Source organism: Desulfovibrio intestinalis, from assembly GCF_014202345.1.
GTDB lineage: Bacteria > Desulfobacterota > Desulfovibrionia > Desulfovibrionales > Desulfovibrionaceae > Desulfovibrio > Desulfovibrio intestinalis.
Window position 1 is genome coordinate 186,936 of the sequence record NZ_JACHGO010000006.1, and the last position, 24,847, is coordinate 211,782.

17 protein-coding genes are annotated in these 24,847 nt (G+C 58.0%); 7 read left to right on the forward strand and 10 right to left on the reverse strand.

What is annotated here, in order from left to right; genetic code table 11:
* Window positions 1-11: 11 nt before the first annotated feature.
* Both icd and HNQ38_RS10685 read right to left on the reverse strand, forming a co-directional pair.
* Window positions 12-1,154, reverse strand: a complete 1,143-nt coding sequence (gene icd / locus HNQ38_RS10680) for an NADP-dependent isocitrate dehydrogenase (protein ID WP_183720484.1) — start codon at window positions 1,152-1,154, stop codon at window positions 12-14.
* A 378-nt stretch (window positions 1,155-1,532) separates the two neighbouring features.
* Complete coding sequence (locus tag HNQ38_RS10685) at window positions 1,533-3,368, reverse strand: triose-phosphate isomerase (protein ID WP_183720487.1); 1,836 nt, start codon at window positions 3,366-3,368, stop codon at window positions 1,533-1,535.
* Window positions 3,369-3,502: 134 nt separating this feature from the next.
* On the opposite strand from HNQ38_RS10685, the gene HNQ38_RS10690 reads away from it, so the two are divergent.
* From HNQ38_RS10690 to HNQ38_RS10710, 5 genes are all read left to right on the forward strand, one after another.
* Window positions 3,503-3,748, forward strand: a complete 246-nt coding sequence (locus HNQ38_RS10690; RefSeq protein ID WP_183720490.1) for a hypothetical protein — start codon at window positions 3,503-3,505, stop codon at window positions 3,746-3,748.
* A gap of 123 nt (window positions 3,749-3,871) precedes the next feature.
* Window positions 3,872-6,118, forward strand: a complete 2,247-nt coding sequence (locus HNQ38_RS10695) for a ribonuclease catalytic domain-containing protein (RefSeq protein ID WP_183720492.1) — start codon at window positions 3,872-3,874, stop codon at window positions 6,116-6,118.
* 218 nt (window positions 6,119-6,336) lie between these two features.
* Window positions 6,337-6,975, forward strand: coding sequence for a glycerol-3-phosphate 1-O-acyltransferase PlsY (plsY, locus tag HNQ38_RS10700; RefSeq protein ID WP_183720495.1), 639 nt, complete (start codon window positions 6,337-6,339; stop codon window positions 6,973-6,975).
* A 238-nt stretch (window positions 6,976-7,213) separates the two neighbouring features.
* Window positions 7,214-8,659, forward strand: coding sequence for a threonine synthase (thrC, locus tag HNQ38_RS10705; RefSeq protein WP_183720498.1), 1,446 nt, complete (start codon window positions 7,214-7,216; stop codon window positions 8,657-8,659).
* A 212-nt stretch (window positions 8,660-8,871) separates the two neighbouring features.
* Window positions 8,872-10,899 carry a methyl-accepting chemotaxis protein gene (locus tag HNQ38_RS10710; RefSeq protein WP_246388109.1) on the forward strand — a complete coding sequence of 676 codons (2,028 nt, stop codon included), beginning with the start codon at window positions 8,872-8,874 and terminating at the stop codon, window positions 10,897-10,899.
* Between the two features lie 292 nt (window positions 10,900-11,191).
* Here the strand turns inward: HNQ38_RS10710 and HNQ38_RS10715 are convergent, their stop codons facing one another.
* Together HNQ38_RS10715 and feoB are read right to left on the reverse strand one after the other, a co-directional pair.
* Window positions 11,192-12,634: a GGDEF domain-containing protein gene (locus tag HNQ38_RS10715; protein WP_183720505.1), complete on the reverse strand. Its 1,443-nt coding sequence runs from the start codon at window positions 12,632-12,634 to the stop codon at window positions 11,192-11,194.
* Window position 12,635: 1 nt separating this feature from the next.
* Window positions 12,636-14,939: a ferrous iron transport protein B gene (gene feoB, locus HNQ38_RS10720; RefSeq protein ID WP_183720508.1), complete on the reverse strand. Its 2,304-nt coding sequence runs from the start codon at window positions 14,937-14,939 to the stop codon at window positions 12,636-12,638.
* Between the two features lie 239 nt (window positions 14,940-15,178).
* Between feoB and HNQ38_RS10725 the strand changes: the two genes are divergently transcribed.
* Complete coding sequence (locus tag HNQ38_RS10725) at window positions 15,179-15,598, forward strand: MarR family winged helix-turn-helix transcriptional regulator (RefSeq protein WP_183720511.1); 420 nt, start codon at window positions 15,179-15,181, stop codon at window positions 15,596-15,598.
* Window positions 15,599-15,980: 382 nt separating this feature from the next.
* Complete coding sequence (gene fabF / locus HNQ38_RS10730; protein ID WP_183720514.1) at window positions 15,981-17,207, forward strand: beta-ketoacyl-ACP synthase II; 1,227 nt, start codon at window positions 15,981-15,983, stop codon at window positions 17,205-17,207.
* A 436-nt stretch (window positions 17,208-17,643) separates the two neighbouring features.
* On the opposite strand, the gene HNQ38_RS10735 is transcribed toward fabF, so the two are convergent.
* The 6 genes from HNQ38_RS10735 to HNQ38_RS10760 form a co-directional block, all read right to left on the reverse strand.
* The gene (locus HNQ38_RS10735) at window positions 17,644-18,552 is read right to left on the reverse strand and encodes a PP-loop family protein (protein ID WP_183720517.1); all 909 of its coding nucleotides are present in this window, start codon (window positions 18,550-18,552) and stop codon (window positions 17,644-17,646) included.
* Window positions 18,553-18,612: 60 nt separating this feature from the next.
* On the reverse strand, window positions 18,613-20,001 hold the full coding sequence (locus HNQ38_RS10740) for a glycosyltransferase (RefSeq protein ID WP_183720520.1): 1,389 nt from the start codon (window positions 19,999-20,001) through the stop codon (window positions 18,613-18,615).
* Complete coding sequence (locus tag HNQ38_RS10745) at window positions 20,001-20,954, reverse strand: aminotransferase class IV (RefSeq protein WP_343060171.1); 954 nt, start codon at window positions 20,952-20,954, stop codon at window positions 20,001-20,003. Before HNQ38_RS10745 ends, HNQ38_RS10740 begins: the two co-directional genes overlap by 1 nt.
* A 219-nt stretch (window positions 20,955-21,173) precedes the next feature.
* On the reverse strand, window positions 21,174-22,220 hold the full coding sequence (locus HNQ38_RS10750; protein ID WP_183720526.1) for an aspartate-semialdehyde dehydrogenase: 1,047 nt from the start codon (window positions 22,218-22,220) through the stop codon (window positions 21,174-21,176).
* A gap of 623 nt (window positions 22,221-22,843) precedes the next feature.
* The gene (gene asnS / locus HNQ38_RS10755; RefSeq protein WP_183720529.1) at window positions 22,844-24,208 is read right to left on the reverse strand and encodes an asparagine--tRNA ligase; all 1,365 of its coding nucleotides are present in this window, start codon (window positions 24,206-24,208) and stop codon (window positions 22,844-22,846) included.
* A gap of 102 nt (window positions 24,209-24,310) precedes the next feature.
* Complete coding sequence (locus HNQ38_RS10760) at window positions 24,311-24,754, reverse strand: DMT family transporter (protein WP_183720532.1); 444 nt, start codon at window positions 24,752-24,754, stop codon at window positions 24,311-24,313.
* Window positions 24,755-24,847: the final 93 nt, after the last annotated feature.

A 24,847-nucleotide genomic window follows, 5' to 3' on the forward strand; every position in this document is an offset into this window, starting at 1 on the left:
AAAGAATTTTTTTACAGATACGAGCCGATGATATCACCGAATTCCTTGCAGCCCACCACGCGGGAGCCAGTAACCTGGGCGGCCAGATCTTCGGTGACGGCCTTGCCCGTGATGGCCTTGCCCACAGCCTTGCGAATGCGGCTGGCCGCGTCGTGCTGGCCCAGATGTTCCAGCATAAGCGCGCCGCACAGGATGACGCTGCCGGGGTTGGCTTTGTCCTTGCCTGCAATGGTGGGGGCGGTGCCGTGGGTGGCTTCATAGAAGGCCAGGGTGTCCGACATGTTGACGCCGGGGGCCAGGCCAAGGCCGCCCACCTGCGCGGCAAGCGCATCGGAGATGTAATCGCCGTTCAGGTTGGGCGTGGCCAGCACCTGATATTGTTCAGGACGCAGCAGGGCTTCCTGAAACATAGCGTCGGCTATGCGGTCTTTGACCACAAGGCGTCCGGCCACGGGCTCTTTTTCAGTGCAGGTGAGGTCGCCGAACTCCTGCGCGGCCACATCGTAGCCCCACTGGCGAAAAGCGCCTTCGGTGAACTTCATGATATTGCCCTTGTGCACAAGGGTGAGGCTTTCCTGCTTCTGGTCCAGGGCAAAGCGCAGGGCGCGGCGCACAAGGCGCTTGGACCCGGCTTCGGTCATGGGCTTGATGCCTACGGCGGCGGTGTCACCCACCTTAGTCACGCCCAGTTCGTCGCGCAGAAAGGCGATGAGCTTGCGGGCCTCGGGGGTGTTGGCGGCAAATTCCACTCCCGCGTATACGTCTTCGGTATTTTCGCGAAAGATGACCATGTTGACCCGTTCAGGATGCTTGACCGGGGTTTCCAGCCCTTCAAAGTGGCACACGGGGCGGATGCAGGCGTAAAGGTCAAGGGTCTGGCGCAGGGCCACGTTGAGGCTGCGTATGCCCGTGCCCACAGGGGTGCCCAGGGGGCCCTTCATGGCAAGTTCGGCATGGCGCAGGGCTTCAAGGGTGGCGTCGGGCAGGGGGTGCCCCGTTTCTTTCACGGCCTTGTCGCCTGCCAGCAATTCCACCCAGTCCAGGGTGAGGTCGGCTCCAGCGGCGCTAATAGCCCCTTCAATCACCGGGCGGGCGGCCTGCCAGATTTCCGGGCCGATGCCATCGCCTTCAATCCAGTACACAGTCTTGCGCATGTTCCCTGTCCTTTTAACTGTCGGTGAATATAGAGCATGTTAACTTTAAAAAAGGTTACATGCCCTAACGCTGCACAAGAGCGCAGCGCGCCGTAACGCGGCGTGGATTCTGCCGGAAACTGCATTTCCGGCAGAATGACAACTTTGAAAAGCGAAGCATCTTAAAAGTAACCAGTCTCTAAGGACGCACTGATTAAAGAGCCTCCTGGAAACGTGCAGCTATTTCGTTTGGCAAGGCGCGGCCTTTTTTTGAAGCAGAAGTGGACTCTTCCTTCATAGACTGTTTCAAAAAAAGTGAAGCAACGCCGCCAAACGGAATAAATCAGCGCTTCCCCAAAACGGAGCCGGGCCATCCCGAGCCCGGCCCACCTGAAACTGCTAGTCGTTGTCGTCGCTGTCTTCTGTTTCGTGCTGGAGAGAGCGCGCGCGTTTGAGCAGTTGCTCAAGCTGGATGTCAACGCCGATCACGCCGACGATATTGTCTTTTTCATCCGTAACAGCGCAGGACACGGTAATAATGAGCTTGCCCGTGAAGTGCGACTGATACACGTCCATAATATGCAGGTCGCCGCTCTGCATGGGCATCTTGAACCACTGGCGGTCCGAGAAGTCGTAGCCAATGGGCAGGGCTTCGTAGGTTTCTTTGTACACGGGGTCGGTGATGGCCGAACACTTGAGGCGGCCCTGGGCGTCCGTGAGGTAGCAGTACTGGATAAAGGGATACTTGCGTACGAATTCGTCCAGTCTGCCGCAGGCTTTTTTGCCAAAATCCAGCAGGTCCTTGTTGTGCACAAGCCGCACAATAAGGTTGGCGGAAAGTTCGCCAGCCAGCTGTTTCATGTGGTCGAATTCAGAAGCAAAGAGCTCGGGCATGAACTTTTGCACAAGGGCTTCCATTTCTTCGTGCGAGAAGTGTGTGGTGCGCCCGGTTTCTTCGTAGACGGCCATAATGGCGTCGTAGATATTGCCCACGGCCGGGTGCTTTTTGGAAACCTGCCGGTCTTTTTCAAGATGGAGGTTGGTGTTGATCCAGTATGCCACGCCTGCGCGGCCCGTTTTGTCGGTGATGATGATGGGCACCGGACGGCCAAGCAGGTGATTGGTGTCGAAGATATTGTAGATCTCTTCGTTTTTGGCCAGACCGTCTGCGTGCACACCCGCGCTGGTAGCGTTGAAGTCGCGGCCCACAAAGGGATAGTTGTGGGGAATGCGGTAGTGCAGTTCTTTTTCAAAGAACTGGGCCACTTCATTCAGAACGGTGGTGTCGGCGGCGGCATCGTCGCCTGTGAGGGATATGTATTCCACCAGCAGGGCTTCGAGCGGGGTATTGCCCGTGCGTTCGCCAAAGCCGAAAAGCGTGCTGTTGACCGCGCCGCAGCCGTTCAGCCATGCGGTAACGCCGTTAACAAGCACCTTATGGAAATCGTTATGTCCGTGCCATTCAAGCCACTGGCCGGGAACGCCCGCTTCGTCGGTAAATGCGCGGACGATGCGCTGCACAGAGCGGGGCAGGGCCGCGCCGGGGTAGGGCACGCCGTAGCCCATAGTGTCGCACAGGCGAATTTTGACAGGCATGCCGCTCTGGCGCGAAAGCTCCATCAACCGTTGGGCGAGGGGCAGGCAGAAACCGTAAATATCGGCCCTGGTGATGTCCTCAAAATGGCAGCGGGGAATGATGCCCCACTCCAGAGCCTGCTCGGCCATGCCCACATACATGTCCATAGCCTGCTGGCGGGTTTTGCCAAGTTTGAGAAAAATATGGTAGTCCGACACGCTGGTGAGCATGCCGGTTTCGTCAAATTCCATATCGCGGGCCAGCTTGAGGTCGTCCTTGGTGGCGCGGATCCACGCGGTTACCCGGGGGAAGCGGTAGCCACGGGCGCGGCACACGTCGATGCACTTGCGGTCCTTGGCGGAATAAAGAAAAAATTCCGAAGCAGTGATCAGGCCGGTTTTGCCGCCCAGCCGGTGCAGAAAATCGAACATCTTGGCCACTTGCTTGACGGTATAGGGCGGGCGGGCCTGCTGGCCGTCACGAAAGGTCGTGTCGGTAATACGCATTTGCTCCGCAGGGCGCGGGGCCAGCAGCACTTCGTCAAAGGACGTTCGGCAGACGCTGGTATAGGGAAAAAGTTCGCGGTAGAGCTGGGGTTTTTCAGGCTCCTGCATAACCAGGGTACGGCTGCCTCCGCTTTGGTGGATGATATTGCTCATATGCTCCCGCCGACTCGCGCTGACCGCGCGGAAAAAAGTTGTCCGTGGAACGCTTTTATAGCGGCTTAGCGTTTTCTCGTCCAGTGCGCGTAAGGGCGCATCAGTCTGAAACCCTTGGCGCTTGTGGTGGCCGTTTGACGGCGCAAAGCCTGTTGCCTCCCGTTGGCGCCCGGCGCGCGGCAAAGTGCCGGGGCAAATCCCTGTCAGCTTTTCAGGCGTGGCGCGCTTCAGATAAAATTACCTTTGAAATGCTTTACATTTTAAATTTGTCATCCTGCCGGAAAATGCAATTTTCAAAAGAATCCATGCCGCGTTGCGTTGCGGCGCATTCTCGTGCCGCCGTAGAGCCTTTAAACCTTTTAGAAGCCAAGGCGCTCTAAAGTGGCTGCCATGTGGCCCTGCCGGAAATCGGGCACTTGCCAGAAAAACAAAAATGAATGATTGTCCCTGTCGAAGGCGCATGGCGGTAATGCTTGTCTGGCGCGCCTTCTGAAGGAGCAGGCATGTCGGATTGTGTGCGCTACCCAGCGCCGGGCTGCGTGGTGGAATATATGGAGGGCAACGCTGTTCAGATTGCCCTTATTACTGAAGAGGTCGGGGGGCGCTTGCGCCTTCTTTTGCCTAACCGCCGCGAAACGCGGCTCAATGCATCGCGCCTGCTGCCCTGGCTTGGGCCCATGCACGGGGCGGATCTTGGCCGTGAAGAAGCGGTGCGCCTGCTTGAGCAGCATAAGAAAAGCCGTGAAGACCTGGCCGCCGATGTGCCCGTTATGGACGTGTGGGAGCTGGCTCAGGGCGAGGTAAGCGTGGCCCCGGCCACGTGGTTTGCCGAACTGTTCACCTCTGATCCCTCTACGGATCAGGTGTCTGCCTATGGCCGCGCCCTGCTGGCCTGCAAGAGTCATTTTCGCTTTCAGCCCCCGGATTTTCAGGTTTTTCCCGCTGATATGGTTGAAAAGCGTCTGGTGGAAGAAAAAAACCGCCTTGAACGCGAAGCCCTTATTGCGGGCGGCGCGGCCTTTTTGCGCATGTTGTGGGATGTGGCCTGCCGCAAGCGCGAGCTGCCGCCACCCCCGTCGGAAGGGAGCGTCAGCGTAGAATGGCCGTCAGATGAAGTGGCTGAGAGCCTTGAAGAAGTGCTGCGCTCCCGCATGGTTGACCCGGAAGGACAGGAGTATGACGCCCTGTGGCGCACTCTTGGCAAGGGCCTGCCGGATGTACCGCATTTGCCCCTGCAACTGCTGGTAGCCTGGGGCAAGGTGCCGCCGCACTACAATTTCTGGCTGGACCGCGCAGGCTACGTTTCTGGCGACACTTGGTGGACGCCGCACAGCGAACAGGTGGACGCGCTGGTTCGCGCCGCCCAGAGCTGCGAAATGCCCGACGCTGCGCTTTTTGCGTCTGCCGCGCCTGCGGGCTGCATGTGTGATGAAGACATTTCTGCAGTGGCTACAGAAGCACCCGCCGCTTCGCCTTCCCTGCTTTTTGAGCCTGGGCCGCTGCCAGAAAGTCCGTTGCCCTTCATAAGCATCGACAGTGCCAGCACCCGCGACGTGGACGACGCCTTTCATGTGCAGCCCACGGAAGACGGCTACCTGCTTACCCTGGCCCTGGCCTGTCCTGCGCTGTACTGGCCCTTTGGCAGCCCCCTGGACAAGGCTGTGCTGCACCGGGGCACAAGCATTTATTTGCCTGAAGGCGACTGCCACATGCTGCCGGAAGTTCTGGGCACGGCGGCCTATTCCCTGATTGCCAACGAATCCCGTCCCGCCATGTGCGTGGAGGTTCCGGTAGACAGCAGCGGCCGCTTCGGCCCTTGCCGGGTATACCTGGCCCGCGTGCGTCTGGCCGCCAACCTGACCTACTGTGATAGTCAGGCAGTGCTGAATGCGCAGGCTGAAAGTTCTGACGCTCCCTTGCCTGAAAATCCCGCGGCCGCTCATGCCGGGCAACTGCGCTCCGGGCTTGATCTGGCCCGCAAAAGGCAGGGCGCACGAATTGAAGACGGCGCAGTAGTTATGGACAGGCCCGACCCCGCCATTTCGTTGGAAGGCGAAGGGGGCGAGGTGCGCGTGCATGTGGGGCCGGACTACAGCGCGCCCGACGCGCAGATGCTTGTGGCGGAGATGATGATTCTCGCCAGTGCCGCTGTGGCCCATTGGGCCTTGGAGCGCGGCATGTCCATGCTGCACCGGGTACAGGACGTTGTTTTGCCCCGCGAGTATGCGGGTATATGGAGTACCCCGCAGGACATGACGCGCATCATGCGCGCGCTGACGCCTTCGGGGCTTGAGGTGCAGGCCAAGCCGCATGCGGCTTTGGGTCTTGACCGTTACACGCCTATGACTTCGCCTTTGCGCAGGTATCCTGACCTTGTCAACGAGGCGCAGGTGGTGCATTTCTTGTGTACGGGCCAGCCCCGCTGGAGCGAAGACATGCTTTTGCGCCTGTTGCAGGCTCTTTCGCCCGCGCTGGACGGGGCAGGGCAGGTGCAGCGCTTCCGCCCGCGCTACTGGAAACTGCTGTTCTTCCGCCAACAGGGAGACAAGGTGTGGTGGCCCGGCGTGATTACAGAAGAAAATGACGCCTTTGTCAGCGTAAGTCTGCCCGATCAGGGCATGTTTGTGCGCGGCAGGCGAAAACTCTTTGACGACAGGGCACACCCCGGTTTGCAGGTAGATGTGCGCATCGGCAAGGTGCATCCATTGTACAACGAGATCATGATTCTCGAAGCCGCTACCACTGGGTAGGCGCAAGAGGCCAAGGCCTTCTGCATGCCCGCGCAGGGCAATGGTCAAAACCTTTGAGGCAGTCTGTTTTTACCGCCTGCCGACGTAATGCGGTTTGCGAGGAATGCCGGAGCCAACGCGCCGGCCCATAAAAATTGTCTTGGCTGGTGATGCCCGTCGTTCTCTCGCGCGGCACACCAAAAGGCCCACGGCCTCAACAGCACTCTGCGGAGAAAACCATGCTGGAAGTTTTATGGATAGCCCTGGCCTATATACTCGGCTCCGCGCCGTGGGGATTGGTTATCGCCCGGACCTTTTGCGGTATTGACCCGCGAGAGAACGGCAGCCGTAACACCGGAGCCACCAATGTGGCCCGGCTGTGTGGTTTTAAATGGGGCGTCGCCACGCTTTTGTGCGACGTGCTCAAGGGGGCCGTGCCCGTATGGCTGGCCTTCAAGATCAATCCTTCTCCCGCTTTTATAAGCATTGTGGCCCTGACCTGCGTGCTGGGTCATGTTTTTTCCTGCTTCATGAAGTTCAAGGGCGGCAAGGCCGTGGCCACGAGCATCGGCGTTTTTTTGCCCCTTGCCATCTGGCAGCTTCTTGCGGCCTCGATTCTGTGCTTGCTGGTTATCTGGCGTAGCGGCTTTGTGTCGTTGGGATCGCTGACCCTGGTTACGGCCTTGCCCGTGGCTCTGGCCGTCAGCGGGCAGTGGACCTGGCTGCCGTTGAGCCTTGGCGTATGGGCCGTGGTGGTCTGGAAGCACAAGGAGAATATTGTTCGCCTGCGCGCCGGAACCGAAAAAAGCTGGCAGAAAAGCAAGAGCCAGTGCGAAGCGGCCTGCGGGGCGCAAGGCGAAGGCCAGGACGGAAAATAGAGGCTGCCTCTAGAGCAGAGTGATTTTAACATGCTCTAATAATTTTTTGTCCAGCTGCCTTGGCCGCCAGCAGGCCGGGTTGTTCATATTTTGGATTGCCTGACGCCCTTTGCGTCGGGCGGGTAAAAAGCCTTCGAAGCGGCCCGGCCAGCATCAATTTGCAGGCCGGGGTGGGGGAAGAAAGGTTTTTTACGGTGATTCTTTCTTCCCCCTGGCTTGCCAAGAAGGAGTTCGTCTTATGTCCCACGCGGATTTTCCGGCCTATCGCGGCCGCATGGAGTATGTCTGCCTTGATTGTGGCGCGCGCTACCCCGGCGACGACCTGCTGTACACCTGCCCCCAGTGCGGCGGTGTTTTTCTGCTGGAAAACCTTGATTTCGCCAAGCTCAAGGAGCGTAGCGGTCAGGAGTGGCGGCAGATTTTTGATGACCGCAGCGCCACCCGCGTGACGGCCCTCAAAGGCATTTTTCGCTATTACGAACTGCTGGCTCCGCTTTTGGACGAAGACGATATCGTCTATCTGGGCGACGGCATCACGCCTATTGTGGAGGCGGCCCCGGCCCTGCGCGATCAGGTGGGCGTGTCCTTTGCCTATAAGAACGACGGTCAGAACCCCAGCGCCTCCTTCAAGGACAGGGGCATGGCCTGCGCGTTCAGCTATTTGAAGTGGCTTTGCCGCCGCAACAAGTGGGACGAAGTTCTTACTGTTTGCGCCTCAACGGGCGACACGTCTGCTGCTGCCGCCCTGTACGCTTCCTATGTGGGCGCGCCCCTCAAATCCGTGGTGCTGCTGCCCCACGGCAAGGTGACGCCGCAGCAGCTCGCGCAGCCCCTTGGCAGCGGCGCTACGGTGCTGGAACTGCCGGGCGTGTTTGACGACTGCATGAAGGTTGTGGAACTGCTGGCTGAAAATTATCGCGTGGCCCTGCTCAACTCCAAGAACAGCTGGCGCATTCTCGGGCAGGAATCCTATGCCTATGAAGTGGCGCAGTGGTATGGTTGGGACATGACCGATCAGTGCCTCTTTGTGCCCATCGGCAACGCGGGCAACATTACGGCCATCATGTGCGGTCTGCTGAAAATGCTTGATCTGGGCATCATCACCAGTCTGCCGCGCATTTTTGGCGTGCAGTCTGAACATGCCGACCCCGTGTGGCGCTACTATGACGCGCCCAAGGGCTCACGCCACTGGCAGCCCGTAACCGTGCAGCCCAGCGTGGCCCAGGCGGCCATGATAGGCAACCCCGTGTCCTTCCCCCGTGTGCGTATGCTGGCCGAGCGCTTTATTGAAGCTGGCGGCGAGCGTGCCTTCCAGGTGGTGCGCGTGACCGAGCAGCAGATTATGGACGCTATGATCGTTGGCAACCGCCACGGCCATATCGCCTGCACCCAGGGCGGCGAATGTTTGGCTGGCCTGCGCAATGCCCGCGCGCTCGGCCTTGTGGGCGACCACGAGCATGCTGTGCTGGACGCCACGGCCCACGCCCTTAAATTCGCAGGGTTTCAGGATATGTATTTCAGCGACGCCTTCCCTGCGGAATACGGCGTTACGCCCGACAAAAGCCTTGCCAATATGCCGGAACTTCTTTTGCCCCAGAGCGCCCGCGATGGCCGCGAAGTGGCGGAATTTGCCAGTATGGGGGCGGATGCCGTAGTGAAGAGGCTCAATCTGCAAAAAAAATAAGCATATTAACGCTTGTCCGATAAAATGCGGTGGAGTAACAGTAGTTGCGCCGCCGCATCTCTTTTTGCCTGTGCTCCGGTTCGGCAGACCCGGAAACTCAGTCATAAACCGGTACGTACGCAGGTTACTCCCTTTGGCAGGCAATGCCGGGGCAGAAACGCTGCCAACTTCTGCAAAGAGAGGAAAGGATGTTTTCAAGTATCAGGACAGCAATGCTGTTGCTTGTGGGTGGGGTTGTTATCGCCATTCAGTCGGCACTTATCGGGGTTGTGGTCAAGCTCAGCTATGATTCCAGCCTTGAAGCCCGCACGCACGAAATGCAACTCATGGCCCAAACCATTTCAAAGTCGTTGTCAGACTTCGGCCAGCAGCAGGTGATGCTGGTTCGCGGTGTGGCAAACGCCCCAAGACTGAAAGAATTTTTGCTTACCGGCATGGGCGAGGAAGGGGCTGCCACCTTTCTTTCCGTCATGTCTCAGGCATCGTCGGACGTGAATACGCTCTATCTGTTTGACCGTCAGGGCAAGCAGGTAATCACGCGTGCGCAGGGCAAGGAAGGCAAGCACAACGATCTTGCCAACCGTGAATACGTGCAGGCTGCACTGGCCGGGAAGGAGGGCTTCAGCTCTTCACCCATCAAGAGCTACGCCACAGGCAAGCTCATTGTCAGCGTAACAGCGCCAGTGCGTGACGACAGTGGAAAGGTCATCGGCGGCGTGGGCATGTCCTACGACATTGACGGCCTTATGAAGAACTATATCCAGGGCATCAAGCTGGGCAGCACGGGGCATCCCTTTATCGTTTCGCCAGAGGGCGTCATGATCGGCCACCCCAACAGCGAGCTTATTCTCAAGAATTTTGCTGCTGAACCCGGCATTGCCGACATGCTCAAAAATTCTTCTGGCGAGGGCGTCACCTACAAAGGCAGCAATGGTCATGAAAGCATGCTGGCCTGGGCCGATGTGCCCCACTGGAACTGGGTGGTGGGCGTAACTATGACCGTGGCTGAAATTGAAGCTCCGGCTATGGAACAGCGCAACATCATGCTGCTTATCGGCGGTATCGCCGTGGCGGCGCTCATTATCATAACCCTGATTGCTCTGGACAGAATTGCCGTGCGGCCATTGCGCTTGTTACAAGGCTATGCCGGGCAGGTGGCCGAAGGCAGGCTGGACCATGTGCTGGTTTTGCGGTCACGCAATGAAATCGGCAAACTGGCGGAAAATCTGCGTACAATGGTGGCAAGCCTCAAGGACATGATAGCCCAGGCTGACGAAAAAACCCGTCTCGCCAAGCAGGAGTCCGACCGCGCAGCCTTGGCTACGGCTGAGGCGGAGGAAGCCCGCGCTGCTGCCGAAAAGGCCAAGGCCGAAGGCATGCTGCACGCCGCCTCGCGTCTTGAGGGAGTGGTGAGGGCCATAACCGACGCTTCTGAAGCGCTTTCGGTACAGGTCGACCAGTCCAGCAGAGGCGCGGAGCAGCAAAGTGTTCGCGCCAGCGAAACCGCCACTGCGATGGAGGAAATGAACTCCACCGTGACCGAGGTTGCCCGCAATGCCGCCGAGGCCGCTTCTTCCGCAGACCATGCCAGAAACCGCGCCACAGAGGGTGCAAATGTGGTTTCTCAGGCTGTCAGCGGTATTGGGCAGGCTCAGGGACAGGCCACGGAACTCAAGGCGGATATGACCGCCCTGGGCAAGCAGGCCGAAAGCACGGGCCAGATACTTGGCGTTATTTCGGATATTGCAGACCAGACCAACCTGCTGGCTCTTAACGCGGCTATTGAGGCTGCACGCGCGGGTGAAGCCGGGCGCGGTTTCGCTGTTGTAGCTGACGAAGTGCGCAAGCTGGCCGAAAAAACTATGAGTGCCACCCGCGAAGTGGGCGAGGCCATCACAGAGATACAAAACGGAACCCGCAAAAATGTGGGGCATGTGGAGCAGGTCGTCAGCAAGATCGACGCTGCCACGGCTTTGGCCGGGGCCTCCGGGGAAGCGTTGCAGGAAATTGTGGCTCTGGTGGAAGAAACGTCAAATCAGGTGCGTTCCATCGCCACGGCGGCGGAACAACAGTCTGCCACCAGCGAAGAGATCAACCGTTCGGTGGAGGACGTTAACCGCATTTCCGCTGAAACCTCCGAAGCCATGCGGCTTTCAACGGCATCCGTGGCCGAACTTGCGCGTCAGTCGCAGGTGCTGCGCGATCTTATTGAAAACATGAAAAGAGACGGTGCGGTCTAGAGCAAAGTAACGTTGAGGATGGACATTCTTAACGTTCAAGATACGTTTGTTGCGGCGTTTAGTCCCGCAAAGACTATGTGATCCCGGCATGCGGCAACAGTCGCATGCCGGGATTACGGCTTTGCAGGCGGCGGCCCTTGCCGGGCGCAACTTGAAACATCGCTGAGGTGTGGAGAAAAAGCCGTTACGGAAAACCATACCGGCCTGCATACACGCCATAGAGAGCGCCGGGCTGCAAGAAATACAGCGTCCATCAATGCAAATGGGTTATGCAGGCCCGTCCTCGGAAAAATCAGGCGGGCACAGCTGCCGGGGTGCAGACCATTTCTTCCCCATAAACATGCGTACGGTTGCGCCCTGCGGATTTGGCGTCGTACAGGGCGGCATCGGCATTGCGCACCAACAGCTTGCCGTCGTTGCCCATATCCTTGCCGGGCATGAGGCTGGCCACGCCAAGGCTTACAGTGACAAAACCGTTCACAGGAGAGGACGGGTGGGGCAACTGCTCACGCTCGATTTCGTGGTGTACACGGTGGGCCACTGCGCGGGCGGTATGCGCATCGGCTCCCGGCAGAAGCAGGGCGAATTCTTCTCCGCCATAGCGGGCGCATATATCGGTGGAACGGGCTGCCCGCGTCATGGCTGCCGCCACACGTTTGAGGCATTCATCGCCAGCCTGATGTCCATAACTGTCATTGTAGATTTTGAATTTGTCCACATCCAGCATGATGAGGGCCAGAGGTGTCTGGCTTTCCTTGGCGGAACGCCAGAGACCGCGCAGGCTTTCGTCAAACGAACGGCGGTTGCGAACTCCGGTGAGTCCGTCCACAAGAGACATTTTCTGGAAGCGGTCGTGTTCTGAAACCAGTATTTTAGACTGAAGGGTGGCCTTGCTCAGGTAGGTGCTCAGGTTATCCAGAGCAGACGCGATATTGCGTATTTCCACAATGCGGCTGCTGGGCAGGAGCAGTTTTTTCACGCCAGTGCCCAACTGATCCAGATAGGCCATAATGCCGCGCAGCGGGCGGGCCACTTGCAGACGCAAAATTCCGTAAAGCGTCATCATACCCGCACCAAGAAAAAGAAAGCCCAGCAGCAGTTTGTTTTCAAAATCATGCGCCAGAGTGGCGGTACGGCGCAACTGCCCGTGCATTTCATCCGCCAGGGGGTTGCGCGTGCCAAATCCGGCAAGGGCCGTGGTAAAGTCAGCCAGGGCCGAGTTCAGGGCCTGCCTTACAGAGGCAAGACGCCCTGCAACATGCGCCGTTCTTTCAGCAACGGATTGGCCGCCGTGCTGTGGCGTGTTTTTGGCTCCTGGAACCGGAGCGGGTATTTCCATCTCCAGATCATGCGCCTGCGCCAGCAAGACGGCAATGCGCTCAAGGGCGGATACGGCATCTTCCCAGCGTTGACGCTGCGCCATTGTGCCCGGCGGGGTCTGGTGCAACCGGGCAAGGGATGCCTGGATGTCCTGGTTGCTCTGCGCCCCTGAGGCCGCGAGTACGGTTTCGCCCAGCAGCCGCCAGAGATGTTCTTTCTGCTCGTCCGCCTTGTCGAGGGCTTCGGTAAGGGGCAGGTATGCGCCATAAATTCTGGTGCTGGCCACGCTGATGTCGCGGGCCATATTCATATAATAGAAAAAGCTGGCCGAAAATATGAGGGCCAGCACAACGATGCCGGTGCTCAAAAAGGCGTTGATGCCCATGCTGGCATCTTTTTTTCCGTCTGGGGCCATGTCAGATTCCCATCCAGACGCAATAGGTCTGGTAAATGCCCACGGCCATAGCAAAGGCCAGCAGGGTGTTGAAAATAATGCTGAAGAAAACCCATTTCCAGCTGCCGGATTCCTGCCGTATGACCACCAGGGTCACAAAGCAGGGCGCGTACAGCATGACAAAGATCAGCAGGGCCAGGGCCGAACCCTGATTCCAGCTGGGGTCTTTGCGCAACAGCTCTGCAAGAGAAACGGCGTCCTCCGGGTCTTGCTGGCCCAAGGCGTAGGCCGTGCCGAGTGTTGAGATAATGGCTTCCTTGGCGGCAATGCCGCCGATGAGGGCCACGTCGGTGCGCCAGCTGAAACCCGCGTGGCGCGTTACGTCTTCAAGCCCGGTGCCCAGCCGTCCGGCAAAGGAGTTGCGTAACCTTTCGGCGCTGAGGGCTTCTTCGGCCTTTGTCAGCTTGTCTTCAAGGTCGGCGTGCTCTTCTTCGGCAAGTTCCGGCACTTCGAGCGCCGCAGACAGGCGGGCTATGTTGTTTTCAAAGGGCAGGGCCAGTTGCGGGTCCAGGGCGGGAAAGGTCATGCCCGCCCAGATGAGCATGGCCAGAGGAACAAGCACAGTGCCCGCTTTTTTCAGGTACATCCAGGTGCGCTCCCAGCAATGGATGCATATGCCGCGCAGTGTGGGCAAGCGGTACGGGGGCATTTCCATAACAAGAGGCGTGGCATCCCCGCGCAGCACGGTTTTGCGCAAAAAAAGGGCCACAAGAAAGGCGAAAGTCCACGAAAGAAGAATGATGGCGAACATCATGTTGGCGGCATTTTCAGGAAAGAACGTGCTCACCAGCAAAAGATAGACGGGCAGTTTGGCGCCGCAGGCCATGTAGGGCAGGGTAAGCATGGTGGCCAGCTTTTCCTTGGGGCTGCGCATGGTGCGTGTGGCCATAACGCCGGGGATGGCACATCCTCCGGCAATACCGCCGGAAATGATGTAGGGCATTACCGAGGCGCCGTGCAGGCCGAACATCTGAAAGACCCTGTCTGCAATATAGGCCATGCGCGCCATATAGCCGCTGTCTTCCACAAAGGCGATAAGAGCGAACATGATGAGCACCAGAGGCACGAAACTGAGCACTCCGCCAACACCCGCAATAAGACCGTCCACAATAAGAGACGCCAGCAGCCCCTCGGGCAGGGCAGAACTGACCAGCTCGCTTAACAGTGAAAAGCCGGATTCCAGCCATGCCTGCGGATAGGAACCCGCCACAATGGTGATCTGAAACATAGCGTAGAGCACGCCCAGCATAATCAAAGCACCCCAGAAGGCATGGGCCAGAAATCTGTCCAGCTTGTCTGTCATGCCCAGCCGCTGACGGTTGCCGGTTTTGCTGATGCAGGCCGAAGCTACCTGACGCACAAAGGCGCTGTGCCCGTCCGCCACAAGACCTTCGGCATCCAGATTCTGCGTGTGCAGGGTCTGGTGCAGATCACGGCAAATGGCTTCAAGCCAGTCAGCCAGCAGAGGGTCTGCGGCGCGTACGGCCTGAAGGGATTCCGGGTCGTCCTGAACAAGGTTCAGGGCAAGCCAGCGCGGTGCGCAGTGGGCGTAGGGCGATGTGCCCATGCTGTTGCTGCCCGCAATGAGTTCTTCCATTTGGGACAACGCCGGATCAAGTAAAGGGCCGTAGCTGATATGCAAGGCCTGATGGGCAGCATGCGCCGGGTTCATGCCGTGCTGCGCAGCAGGGCTGGCGTCGATCTGGGCGCACTGGCGGGCGGCGTCAAGAGCTTCGCGCAATCCCTTGCCGTTTGTGCCTACCGTGGGCAGGGCGCGTACGCCCATAAGGGCAGAAAGTCTTTCAAAATCAATATCAATGCCTGCGGTTCTGGCTTCGTCCATCATGTTGCAGGACAGCACCACGGGCAGCCCCATTTCACGCAACTGGGCCGTAAGCAGCAGGCCGCGCTCAAGAATGCCCGCGTCCACCACGTTGATGACGGCCTGCACCGTGCCGCTCAAAAGTACATTGCGGGCCACCACTTCTTCCTGCGAATAGGCGGAGAGGGAGTAGGTGCCCGGCAGGTCTACCAGTACAATCTCCTGCCCCTGATGGCGAATGAAGCCTTCCTTTTTTTCAACAGTAACACCACTGTAGTTGCCCACATGCTGGTGTGCCCCGGTAAGGGCGTTGAAAACTGTGGTTTTGCCGCAGTTGGGGTTGCCGGCAATGGCAAATCGCAGGGAGTAGGTAAGGCCGCCAATATTGGCTCGTGCGCTGTCAGATGAAAACAGCGCGGCATCAGCGGTGTAGGATTCCGGCATTATGGCGCTCCCGTATTTCCTCTGGATATCCGATTTGTGGAAATCGCTGGGCGGAGAAGCAAGGTGGGGGTTGTTTCGGATTTGAAATCTATTTTCAAAAATCCGGTTAGTCAAGTATTCGGGTAGCTGTGAAAGAAAATATTCGCAGGTCTTATAATTGAGGATCAGATTCGCCACGTTGACTTTTTCGGCTGATCCTGTAACGTATGTATATACATGGAAAGTATTCTGGAGAACTAATGCCTTTTCCCTGCATCCTCCTGCAAATTCGCAAGACAGACCGCCAGCTTTCGCAGATGTATGGCCGTTATCTTGCGAAAAGCGGCATGCGGAGCACACAGTACGGACTGCTCAGAGCCATTGCCGCCATGCCCGAACCCTTTATTACCGATATCGGGCGGGCATTGAGCATGGACCAGACCACAGTCACCCGGAATGTGGAAAAGCTTGAAAAGGCTGGCCTGGTTGAGACCGGGCCGAACCCCAACGACACGCGCAAGAAAATGGTGCGTCTGTCCGCGTACGGTAAAGCCTGCCTTGATGCTGCGGAGCCCCACAGGGCCGAGGCGCAGCAGCGTATACTGGACGGATTGGGAGAAGAAGAGGCGCAGCAGCTCTTGCGCCTGCTGGCCAAGGTAAGCGATCTGGCGCAGCAGTAGGCTTATGAAGTCTTCATGCCTGATGCTGCACATAGGCGTGCCGTGTCATATGCGGTATGAATGCTGCCAGGAATCGCATTTTGGACGGACGGCACTTTAACGTGCGGCGGTTTCAAGTATATTCTGGTTGATCTGTGTGGCCGCGGCGCACTTTGCCGTCTGCTCTGCCGGATGCCGTTTGTTTTTACAGCGGCAGCCAGAAAGTATATTCCTGCAATGCGGCGCGTTTTTGGAGCCACGCACGGATTTTTACATGACCATAGCCCGGGCGTGGCCGGGGCCGGCCAGAAGCCGGGTTTGCCGCCGGATGCATATACGCCATGTGCATACCGTGTGCATTTGATTATAACCTTGATATGTAAATAAAAGTTCAGGAGCGCTTATGCGTAAGGTGGTTGTAACTGGATACGGCATCATTTCACCCTCTGGAAATGACGTCGAAACACTTTGGAAAAACGTTTCAACTGGTACGTCCGGTGTAAAAAAGCTTGAAGACCCTGCCTTTGCGGAAGGGGCTGTGCAAATCGGGGGCAAGGTCGAAAACTTTCCCGCTGAAGCTTATATGGGCGCCAAGGATGCCAGAAAATACGACCTTTACATCCAGTATGCCTACGCTGCTGCAAAGCAGGCCATTGATATGGGCAATCTTTCCGGTGAGGGCTGGGATGCCGAAAGGGCTGGCGTATATGTGGGCTCCGGTGTTGGCGGTATCGAAACCATCATGCGCAACCATGAGGCGTTTCTCACCAAGGGCTCTCGCCGTGTGTCGCCTTTTATGGTGCCAATGATGATTAGCAATATGGCTGCGGGCGTCATTGCCATCAAAACAGGTTTTAAAGGCGCAAACTACGCCCCTGTTTCGGCTTGTGCCACAGCCAACACCGCCATTGGCGAAGCTTTTTTGAGCATCAGGCACGGCTACGCCGACATGATGCTGGCTGGTGGGGCCGACGCAGGCATTCATCCCTTCCTGTTCGCAGGATTTTCAAGCATGAAGGCCCTGTCTACCAATAACGACCATCCTGCTCAGGCCAGCCGGCCCTTTGACCGCGACCGCGACGGATTCGTCATGGGTGAAGGCGCTGCTGTTCTTCTGCTTGAAGATATGGAACACGCCCAAAAGCGTGGGGCCAAAATTCTGGGTGAAGTGGTGGGCTATGGCGCAACCTGCGACGCTGCCCACATCACATCGCCGGATTTTCAGGGCGCGGCCCGGGCTATGAATATTGCCATCAAACAGGCCGGAATAGCCCCGTGTGAAATCGGCTACGTCAATGCTCACGCCACCGGAACCAAGGAAGGCGATAAATCCGAAAGCAAGGCCATCAGGGAAGTTTTTCGCGATTGCCTGGACACGGTGCGGGTCAGCGCCACCAAGTCCATGACCGGACATCTTTTCGGCGCAGCCGGGGGCATTGAAGGCATCATTTCCTTGTTGGCATTGCAGCATGGCTTGCTGCCGCCCACCATCAATCTGGATAACCCGGATGAGGAGTGCGGCCTGAACCACATATGCAACACTGCCGTTAAATCCGATACAACGTTGGCGCTCTCCAACGCGTTTGGATTCGGCGGGCATAATGCCTCGTTGGTGTTCAGGAAGTACTAAGGGTAACGGCTCTTCCAAGACACATCTTTTTCAGCAATATTACATAAAAAAGCGCAGCCATCTGGCTGCGCTTTTTTATGCTGACAACAGCGAAAATATTAAACATCGGCTGGTCAAAGTCTGGCAATGCAGGAGCGCGCTGCCTTTGTAAGCCCCGCTTCAGGTCAAAAGACTTCCTGTTACAGGCAGGAATACAAATAAGAGTTTTAGGGGGAGGGGGCGTGGGGGAGGAGACCCTTTTGTAAAAGGGTCCCTCCCCCGCAAATACTTCAAAGTAAAATGATCCAGGGGCTGTTTATAAATAAATAATTTTGTGCCAAGGGCAAGGAAAAAGGCCTTTTTTACGGAAGGAGTGTACTCTCACGGTACATGACTGGAGTAAAAACGGCCTTTTGACGCAGGCAGTTGGACAAAAGAATTATTTAGAAACAGTCCCTTAGCCTTCGTTCAGCAGGGCAGCGCGAATGCGGCACACGCCGCAGCTTTCGCCCGACGACGTGGGGTAGCCGCAAAGGGTACAGGGCGCCAGTTGCACACCTTCCTCAGCTTCACGCCGCGCGAAAACAGGCCGCCCGCGCGCAAGAAAACCCTGATAAAAATCCAGTTTACGGCCGGGCATGGCAGCTTCAAGGTTTTGCATCAGACCTTTGAGTACGGTGAAGCTGGCCCCAGGGCTGTAAGGGCAGGGGGCGTAGTGGTTTTCAATGCCCATAAGAAATGCGTAGTTGGCGGTTTCAAATTCCGAGAGCCGCCAGAGGGGTTTTACCTTGCGCGAAAAGCCGTGCTCGCTGTCCAGCCCCGGCCCCTGGTCGGACAGGTAGGCCGTGTCCCAGCGCAGGGTATTGCTGAAAAGGCGGGCGACTTCGTCGTCCAGATTATGGCCTGTGGCCAGAGCGTCAAAGCCCTCGTCCAGGGCGACCTTGTTGAAGAAATGGCGTTTGATCTTGCCGCAGGCAGAACAGACGGGCCGATTCAGACGATCCTTGACCGCCGGAATGGGCAGCCCTTCAGCGGCCATTTCTTTTACCATCAGCTTGAGGTCGTGCTTGGCGCAAAACCGTTCCACCACGCCGCGCGCGGCGGCGGAAGACACGGGAATGGCAAGGTCGATGTGCAGGCCCGTGACATTGTATCCCTGAAGCGAAAGCTCCAGCATGAGGGCCAAGGAATCCTTGCCACCCGAAAGCGCCACAAGCACCCGCTCGTCACGGGTGAAAAGTTTCTGGCTTTCAATACCCCTGGCCACCTGCCGGGAGAAAAATTCCTTGTAGCACTGGGGACAAAAGGCGGCATTGTGGCTGCGCAGAGCAACGATGGCCTCGGCTTTGCAAATCTTACACTTCATCATTGTTCCTGGGCTGTATGTAAAGATGGTCAGACATAGTATTTCAGTATGGAAAACTGTTCAAGCCTGTGGGCTGTCTTCAGAAGATTGCGGAGGTTCCAGCCAGCCGAGCTGGCGGCACCACTGCTGATACAGATTGCACGCCCGGGCCGCAAAGGATTCAAGTCCGATGTGGGGCCGCAAGGGCTGGCCGCCCTCTGCAAGGCTGCGGCGCAGGGAGGCATCCTGCATAATGTCGATCATGGCCTTGGCCAGTGCTTGCGGGTCGTTTTCTTCCACCAGCAGGGCGGCGTCCGACGGGGTGTTCCCGCCCAGCTTCAGGCGTTCACGGTGCAGGGGGCTTTTGCTGCACACGGTGGGCAGGCAGGCTGCCATGCCAGCCCAGAGACCCTCGGGCAACTCTTCGGGAGAAGACCCCGGCGATATCCAGGCATGACAATGCTGCAAAACTTCCGGCAAGGCCTGTTCATTAAGCAGGCACAGGCGTGAACTGACGCCAAGATTTTCAGCTTCTTTCAACAGTTCGGCATAGCGGGGACCGCCGCCAAGCGCCCGCACTTCCCACGGGGGCAGATCGTCGCGCTGCCATATGGCAGCCATAGCCCGCGTAACCAGTTGCGCGCCGGAACGCGGCGTCAGGGCATCGGCCAAACCAAAAACAAAGCGCTGGCGGCAGGGTTGTTCCGTCCCTGCGCAGTGGGTTGCGGTTCGGGTTTCTGCCTGTCCCCACGGTGAAGAAGGGGCAAAGTCGTCAAGGTTCATGCCCGGCGCTACCAGGGTGAGAAAATCCCCGTCCAGGCGCAAGGTGCGCCCCTTTTCACCATATTCGGGCAAAGTTGCCTGCGTGCTTTCGCCTGCCTGACCGCCCTGGTCTGTCACAGCCATATTGTTTGGCGCAGCCGTCTTGTTTGCCGCAACGGTCTTGTTTGCCGCAGCCGTGGCAGCGGGCAAACGCTCCTGAACATGGCGCGAACCGCACAGAACTTTATGGGCTGATATAAAGGGCTTGCCCGTCAGGCTCTGCGGGGTGGGCGCGCGCAAAAGAAAGGCGTGGGCCAAAAGCGTTCCGCCCGGTTGCCGCATGCGCAGTACGCTGCGTCCAAGGGGCATGGCGTCCTGCCCCACGGTTTGCACCAGAAGACGGGGATGCCTGCGCTGCCAGCGCCACAACCGCCAATGGTTGAAAGGATTGCGGGCGCTGGCGCTGCTGACGGGTATCACGGGCAGGTTGAGCTGAACGGCCCGCGCATACAGGCTGGAATTTTCAAGGCAGGCCAGCATGGGGGCCAGGCGGCCGCCGTCGCGCATGCTGCGGGCCAGCGCAAGCACATGCTCCTCTTCCATACGGGCTGTGCGCAAGGGCGAGCCAAGCTCGGCCCAACGAAGTTGCTCGTCCAGTGTGGCGGGGCCAGAAGGGGTATTTTGCAGGGCAATCAGCAGTACACGCATCAGAAGGGAGTGCCTTGTTCCAGCAGATGATCGAGCAGGGCAGTTTTGAGCCAGCGGGCCACCGGACCGGGCTTGCCGCGCTGCTCGCCCTGACCGACGGCAATACCGTCAAAATGTGTAACACCCACACAAAGCGTGGAGCTGGTGAAAAGCAGCATTTCGCGTGCCGTGGCGATTTCGTCCCTGTGGATGGGTCTTTCCTGTACAGTCAGGGGCGTGGGGGTGCGCCGGGCCGCTAGCTCAAGGCCAGCCAGCATGGTTGTGCCGGGCAGAATGCGTTTGAGTTCCGGGCAGAGCAGGCGGCCGCTGTCGTCCACCAAACCTACGTTGGCCGTGGCGGCCTCGCCCATAAAGCCGTATTCGTCAAAGGTCACGGCAACGTCCATGCCCTTCTGGGTGGCTTCCATAGCCATGAAGACATTGGGCAGATAGTTGGTGTTCTTTATGCGGGCCAGGTATTCCTGCTTGGGCGGAATGTCGCTCGTGAAGGCGGTAAGCCCCTTTTCATAAAAAGCTTCGCCTGCAAATTTTTTGCGCAGGGCCACAATGTACAGCCCCGCCTGAGGGCATTCTGCCGGGCTGATGCCGAAGCCGCCGGGACCACGGCTCAGAAAAACACGCATATCACCGTGGTCGGTTCCCGCTGCACGGGCAACGTCCAGAATGATATGACGCAGGCTGTCCCACGAGCAGGGGGGCGTGATTTTCAGCGCGGCGGCCCCGTCCTTGAGGCGGGTTAGATGCTGGTCAAAGCTGAACATCTTGCCCTGACGGTAGCTGATGCTCTCAAAAAGGCCGTCGCCCCTGTGGCAGATATGGTCGTCGAGCGGCAGGAGCAAAAGGCTGGCGTCGGTGCAGATATGGCCCACCCTGTGATCATAAAAAGCCAGCACGTTTTCTGATCCGGGCCGGGGGGCGGCCAGCAGGGCCGTTAGATAGGTCTGGGCATCCACTGCTTTCAAGGGGGGTCTCCTCAATGGCTGCGCGGGGCGTAATGCCGCCCCGCGCGCGCCTTGAAGGCATAAGTTCCAGAGCTTCTTCAATTGAAACGGCTCTGGCAGTTGCGTGAGCTTTCGCTCGTCTTGCAGGCGCAAACGCTGCAAATTGCGCGTCGGCCTCTGATCGAGCGTGGCTTACACGCCGGGAATAGGCATTCCCGGCGCCGTTTTGCTTTATGACATGAAGATGTCTTTGTCCGTCACGCGCACAAGCTCGCGCTGCACGAGTTCTTCGGCAATCTGCACGGCGTTGAGGGCCGCGCCCTTGCGCACGTTGTCGGCCACGATCCACATATTGAGGCCATTTTCAATGGTTTCGTCCTCGCGGATGCGGCCCACGAAGGTGAAGTCGTCGCCCACGCAGTAGCCGGGCATGGGGTACATAAGCTCGCGGGGATTGTCGAACACGCGCACGCCGGGCGCTTGCGAAAGCATGACGCGGGCGTCGCGGGCAGACATTTTCTTTTCCGTCTCGATGTTGACGGATTCCGCATGGCAGTAAAACACGGGCACGCGCACACATGTGGCCGTAACCTTGACCGAAGGATCGTTGAAAATCTTCACGGTCTCATGAACCATCTTCATTTCTTCCTTGGTGTAGTCGTTTTCAAGAAAGACGTCGATGTGCGGCAGGCAGTTGAACGCGATGCGGTAAGGGTAGGTATTGTTTTCGGGGTCGCGGCCATTGAAAAGGTCGCGCACCTGACGTTCCAGCTCTTCAATACCCTTCTGGCCCGTGCCGGAAACCGCCTGATAGGTGGAAACCACAACGCGCTTGATTTTGGCGGCGTCGTGCAGGGGCTTCAGCGCCACGACCATCTGGATGGTGGAGCAGTTGGGGTTGGCGATAATGCCGTTGTGCCCGTTCAGAGCGCCGGCATTAACTTCAGGCACCACCAGGGGGCAGCGCTCGTCCATGCGCCATGCGGCGGAATTGTCCACCACCACGCAACCCGCGTGGGCAGCGTGAGGGGAAAATTTTTGCGAAGCGGCGCCGCCTGCGGAGAAAATGGCCAGGTCAATGCCTTCAAAGACGTCTTCTTTCAGCTCTTCAACAGTAAGTTCACGCTCGCCAAAGGGCACTTTAATGCCAGCTGAACGGGCGGAAGCAAAGGCACGCACTTCCGTGGCAGGAAATTCGCGCTCGTGAAGGGTCTTGAGCATCTCACGGCCTACGGCGCCAGTGGCGCCCACAACGGCAACAGTCAGCTTCTTGCTCATGGTCTTTCGCTCTCCTTGGGGCGATGCCCGACGGCCTTACGGAGCCGCCGATAAAAAGGGCGCGGCGTATGCGCGCAGTGAGGCGGCAGTATAGCCTCCATCCTGGCAAAAGTGAAGGGCGCTAAATGGCCTAAAAAATGACGTATTTTAAAGTCGAAAATAAACAAAGAGTTGCAGGGCCGCCAGCAGGGAAGCTTTTTGTGGGCGATGCGCGGGGAATGGCTTGAGCAGCCTGATGCGGGCGGATCAGTTGTTTTGCAAGTGCAGCAAACCCCCAATGCTGCTAACGATTGCAGCATGCCCGGTTTGAGGTAGTGCGGTGCCCCAAAGTAGTGGCCTTGAGAACCCCGCTTCAGGGCAGGAGAATCTTCGCAGCAGGCTGAACAAGAATAAGAATTTTAGGGGAGGGGTGTGGTGGAGAACCCCTTTTGCAAAAGGAGCTCTCCACCACAAAGCATTTCAAGGTGAAAAGCTCTAGATCAGATTAACTTTGAAATGCATTACATTTCAAAGTTGTCATTCTGCCGAAAAATGCGATTTTCGGCAGAATCCACGCCGCGTTGCGGCGCGCTGCACGCTTGTGCAGCGTTAGAGCATTTAAACTCTTTCAAAGTTAAAATGCTCTAAAATTCCAGATTGCCGGGCGTGCGCGGGAAGGGAATAACGTCGCGGATATTGGTGATGCCCGTAAGCATCATGAGCAGACGCTCGAAGCCAAGGCCAAAGCCAGCGTGGGGCACGGTGCCAAAGCGGCGTAGATCCAGATACCACCAGTAGTCCTCGGGGTTCTGGCCCATTTCACGGATGCGGGCTTCAATCCTGCTGAGGCGTTCTTCGCGCTGGGAACCGCCGATAAGCTCGCCAATGCGGGGCACCAGCATATCCATAGCTGCCACGGTTCTGTTGTCGTCGTTTTGCTTCATGTAGAACGCTTTGATATCCTTGGGATAGTCATAAACGATCACAGGCTTTTTAAAGTGTTCCTCGGCCAGATAACGCTCGTGCTCGGTTTGCAGGTCCGTGCCAAAGGACACGGGGAAGGTGAAGCTTTTACCGCTTTTTTGCAGAATTTCCACGGCTTCGGTGTAGGAAACCCTGGCAAAGGGGGCAGCCAGCATATGTTGCAGGCGTTCGCGCAGTCCCTTGTCCACAAAGTTGTCAAAAAGTTCCACGTCGCCTTCGCAGCGCGTAAGCACATGGTCCACCACATGACGGGTCAGGCCCTCGCCCAGTTCCATAAGGTCGTCCAGATCTGCAAAGGCCATTTCCGGCTCGATCATCCAGAACTCTGCGGCATGACGCGGGGTGTTGGAGTTTTCGGCCCTGAAGGTGGGGCCAAAGCTGTAAACGCGTCCCAGTCCCGTGGCCAGGGCTTCGGCCTCAAGCTGGCCGGAAACCGTGAGGTTGCACTGACGGCTGAAAAAGTCTTCGCTCAAATCCTTTACGCCGGGTTCAAGCGTGGTAACGCGAAACATTTCGCCCGCGCCTTCACAGTCGGCGCCAGTGAGCACAGGCGTGTGAACCAGAGAAAAGTGGTGGCTGCGAAAAAAATCGTGCACGGCAAACGCAGCTTCGGAGCGGATGCGGAACATGGCCCCATATTTGTTGGTACGCGGGCGCAGATGGGCGATGGTGCGCAAAAATTCGTCAGAATGCCGCTTTTTTTGCAGAGGAAAGGTCTCGGGGTCGGCCAGCCCGTATACCTGAACTTTCTGGGCGCGCACTTCCCACTTTTGCCCCTTGCCGGGCGAAGCCACAAGTTCGCCGACGATGCGCACCGCTGCGCCTGTTGTCGCCTCGGCAAGGCCCAGATGGGCCGCGGTGTCTGTATCCACAATGCACTGCATGTTGGCAAGGCAGGAACCGTCGTTGATTTCCACAAAGCTGAAATCTTTGGCGTCGCGGCGCGTACGAATCCAGCCGCACAGGACTATGGAGGGCTGTGCCTCTTCGGCATTAAGAGCGTCAATAATCAGGGTTCGCTGCATGCGGGGCTCCTCGGTGGAAAATAATTTAAGGGATTGTAGCGCTTCCGGGGAGCAGGCTCAAGAGCGTATGCGGGTTGCGCCCTCCAAAAGAGGTGCTTTTGGCTAGAAAATCCGCACAAGAATGGCTCCGCCGAACAGCATGGCTACCCCCAGCAAACGCAGCAGCGACACCGGATGCTCGGGAAATCCCACCAGGGCAAAGTGGTCAAGAACAATAGACACCGCAAGTTGTCCCAGCAACATGTAGGCCGTCATGGTGGCGGCTCCCAGCTTGGGGCCGAGCAGTATGGTGCAGGTGACGAAAACTGCGCCGAGCAGCCCGCCTGTCCATAGCCACCAGGGCACAGCGGCAAGCTCGGTTATGCTGGGCCAGCTGTGGCGCGCCGCGAGGCTGTAGCCCCACAAGCCCAGTGTGCCCACGGCAAAAGATACAAGGGCGGCCTGCATTGGTTCACCCAGAAAACGCCGCAAAATACCGTTGATGCCCGCCTGAATGGGAAGGCATCCGCCAGCGGCAATGGCCAGAAGAAGCAGAATGTTTTTCATGATGTCTCCAGCGTGATGCTTGCTAAAATACGGGTCTGAGACCCGGCGCACGCCTTTGCATTATGGGTTAATTGGACTATGGTACAGAGCCAT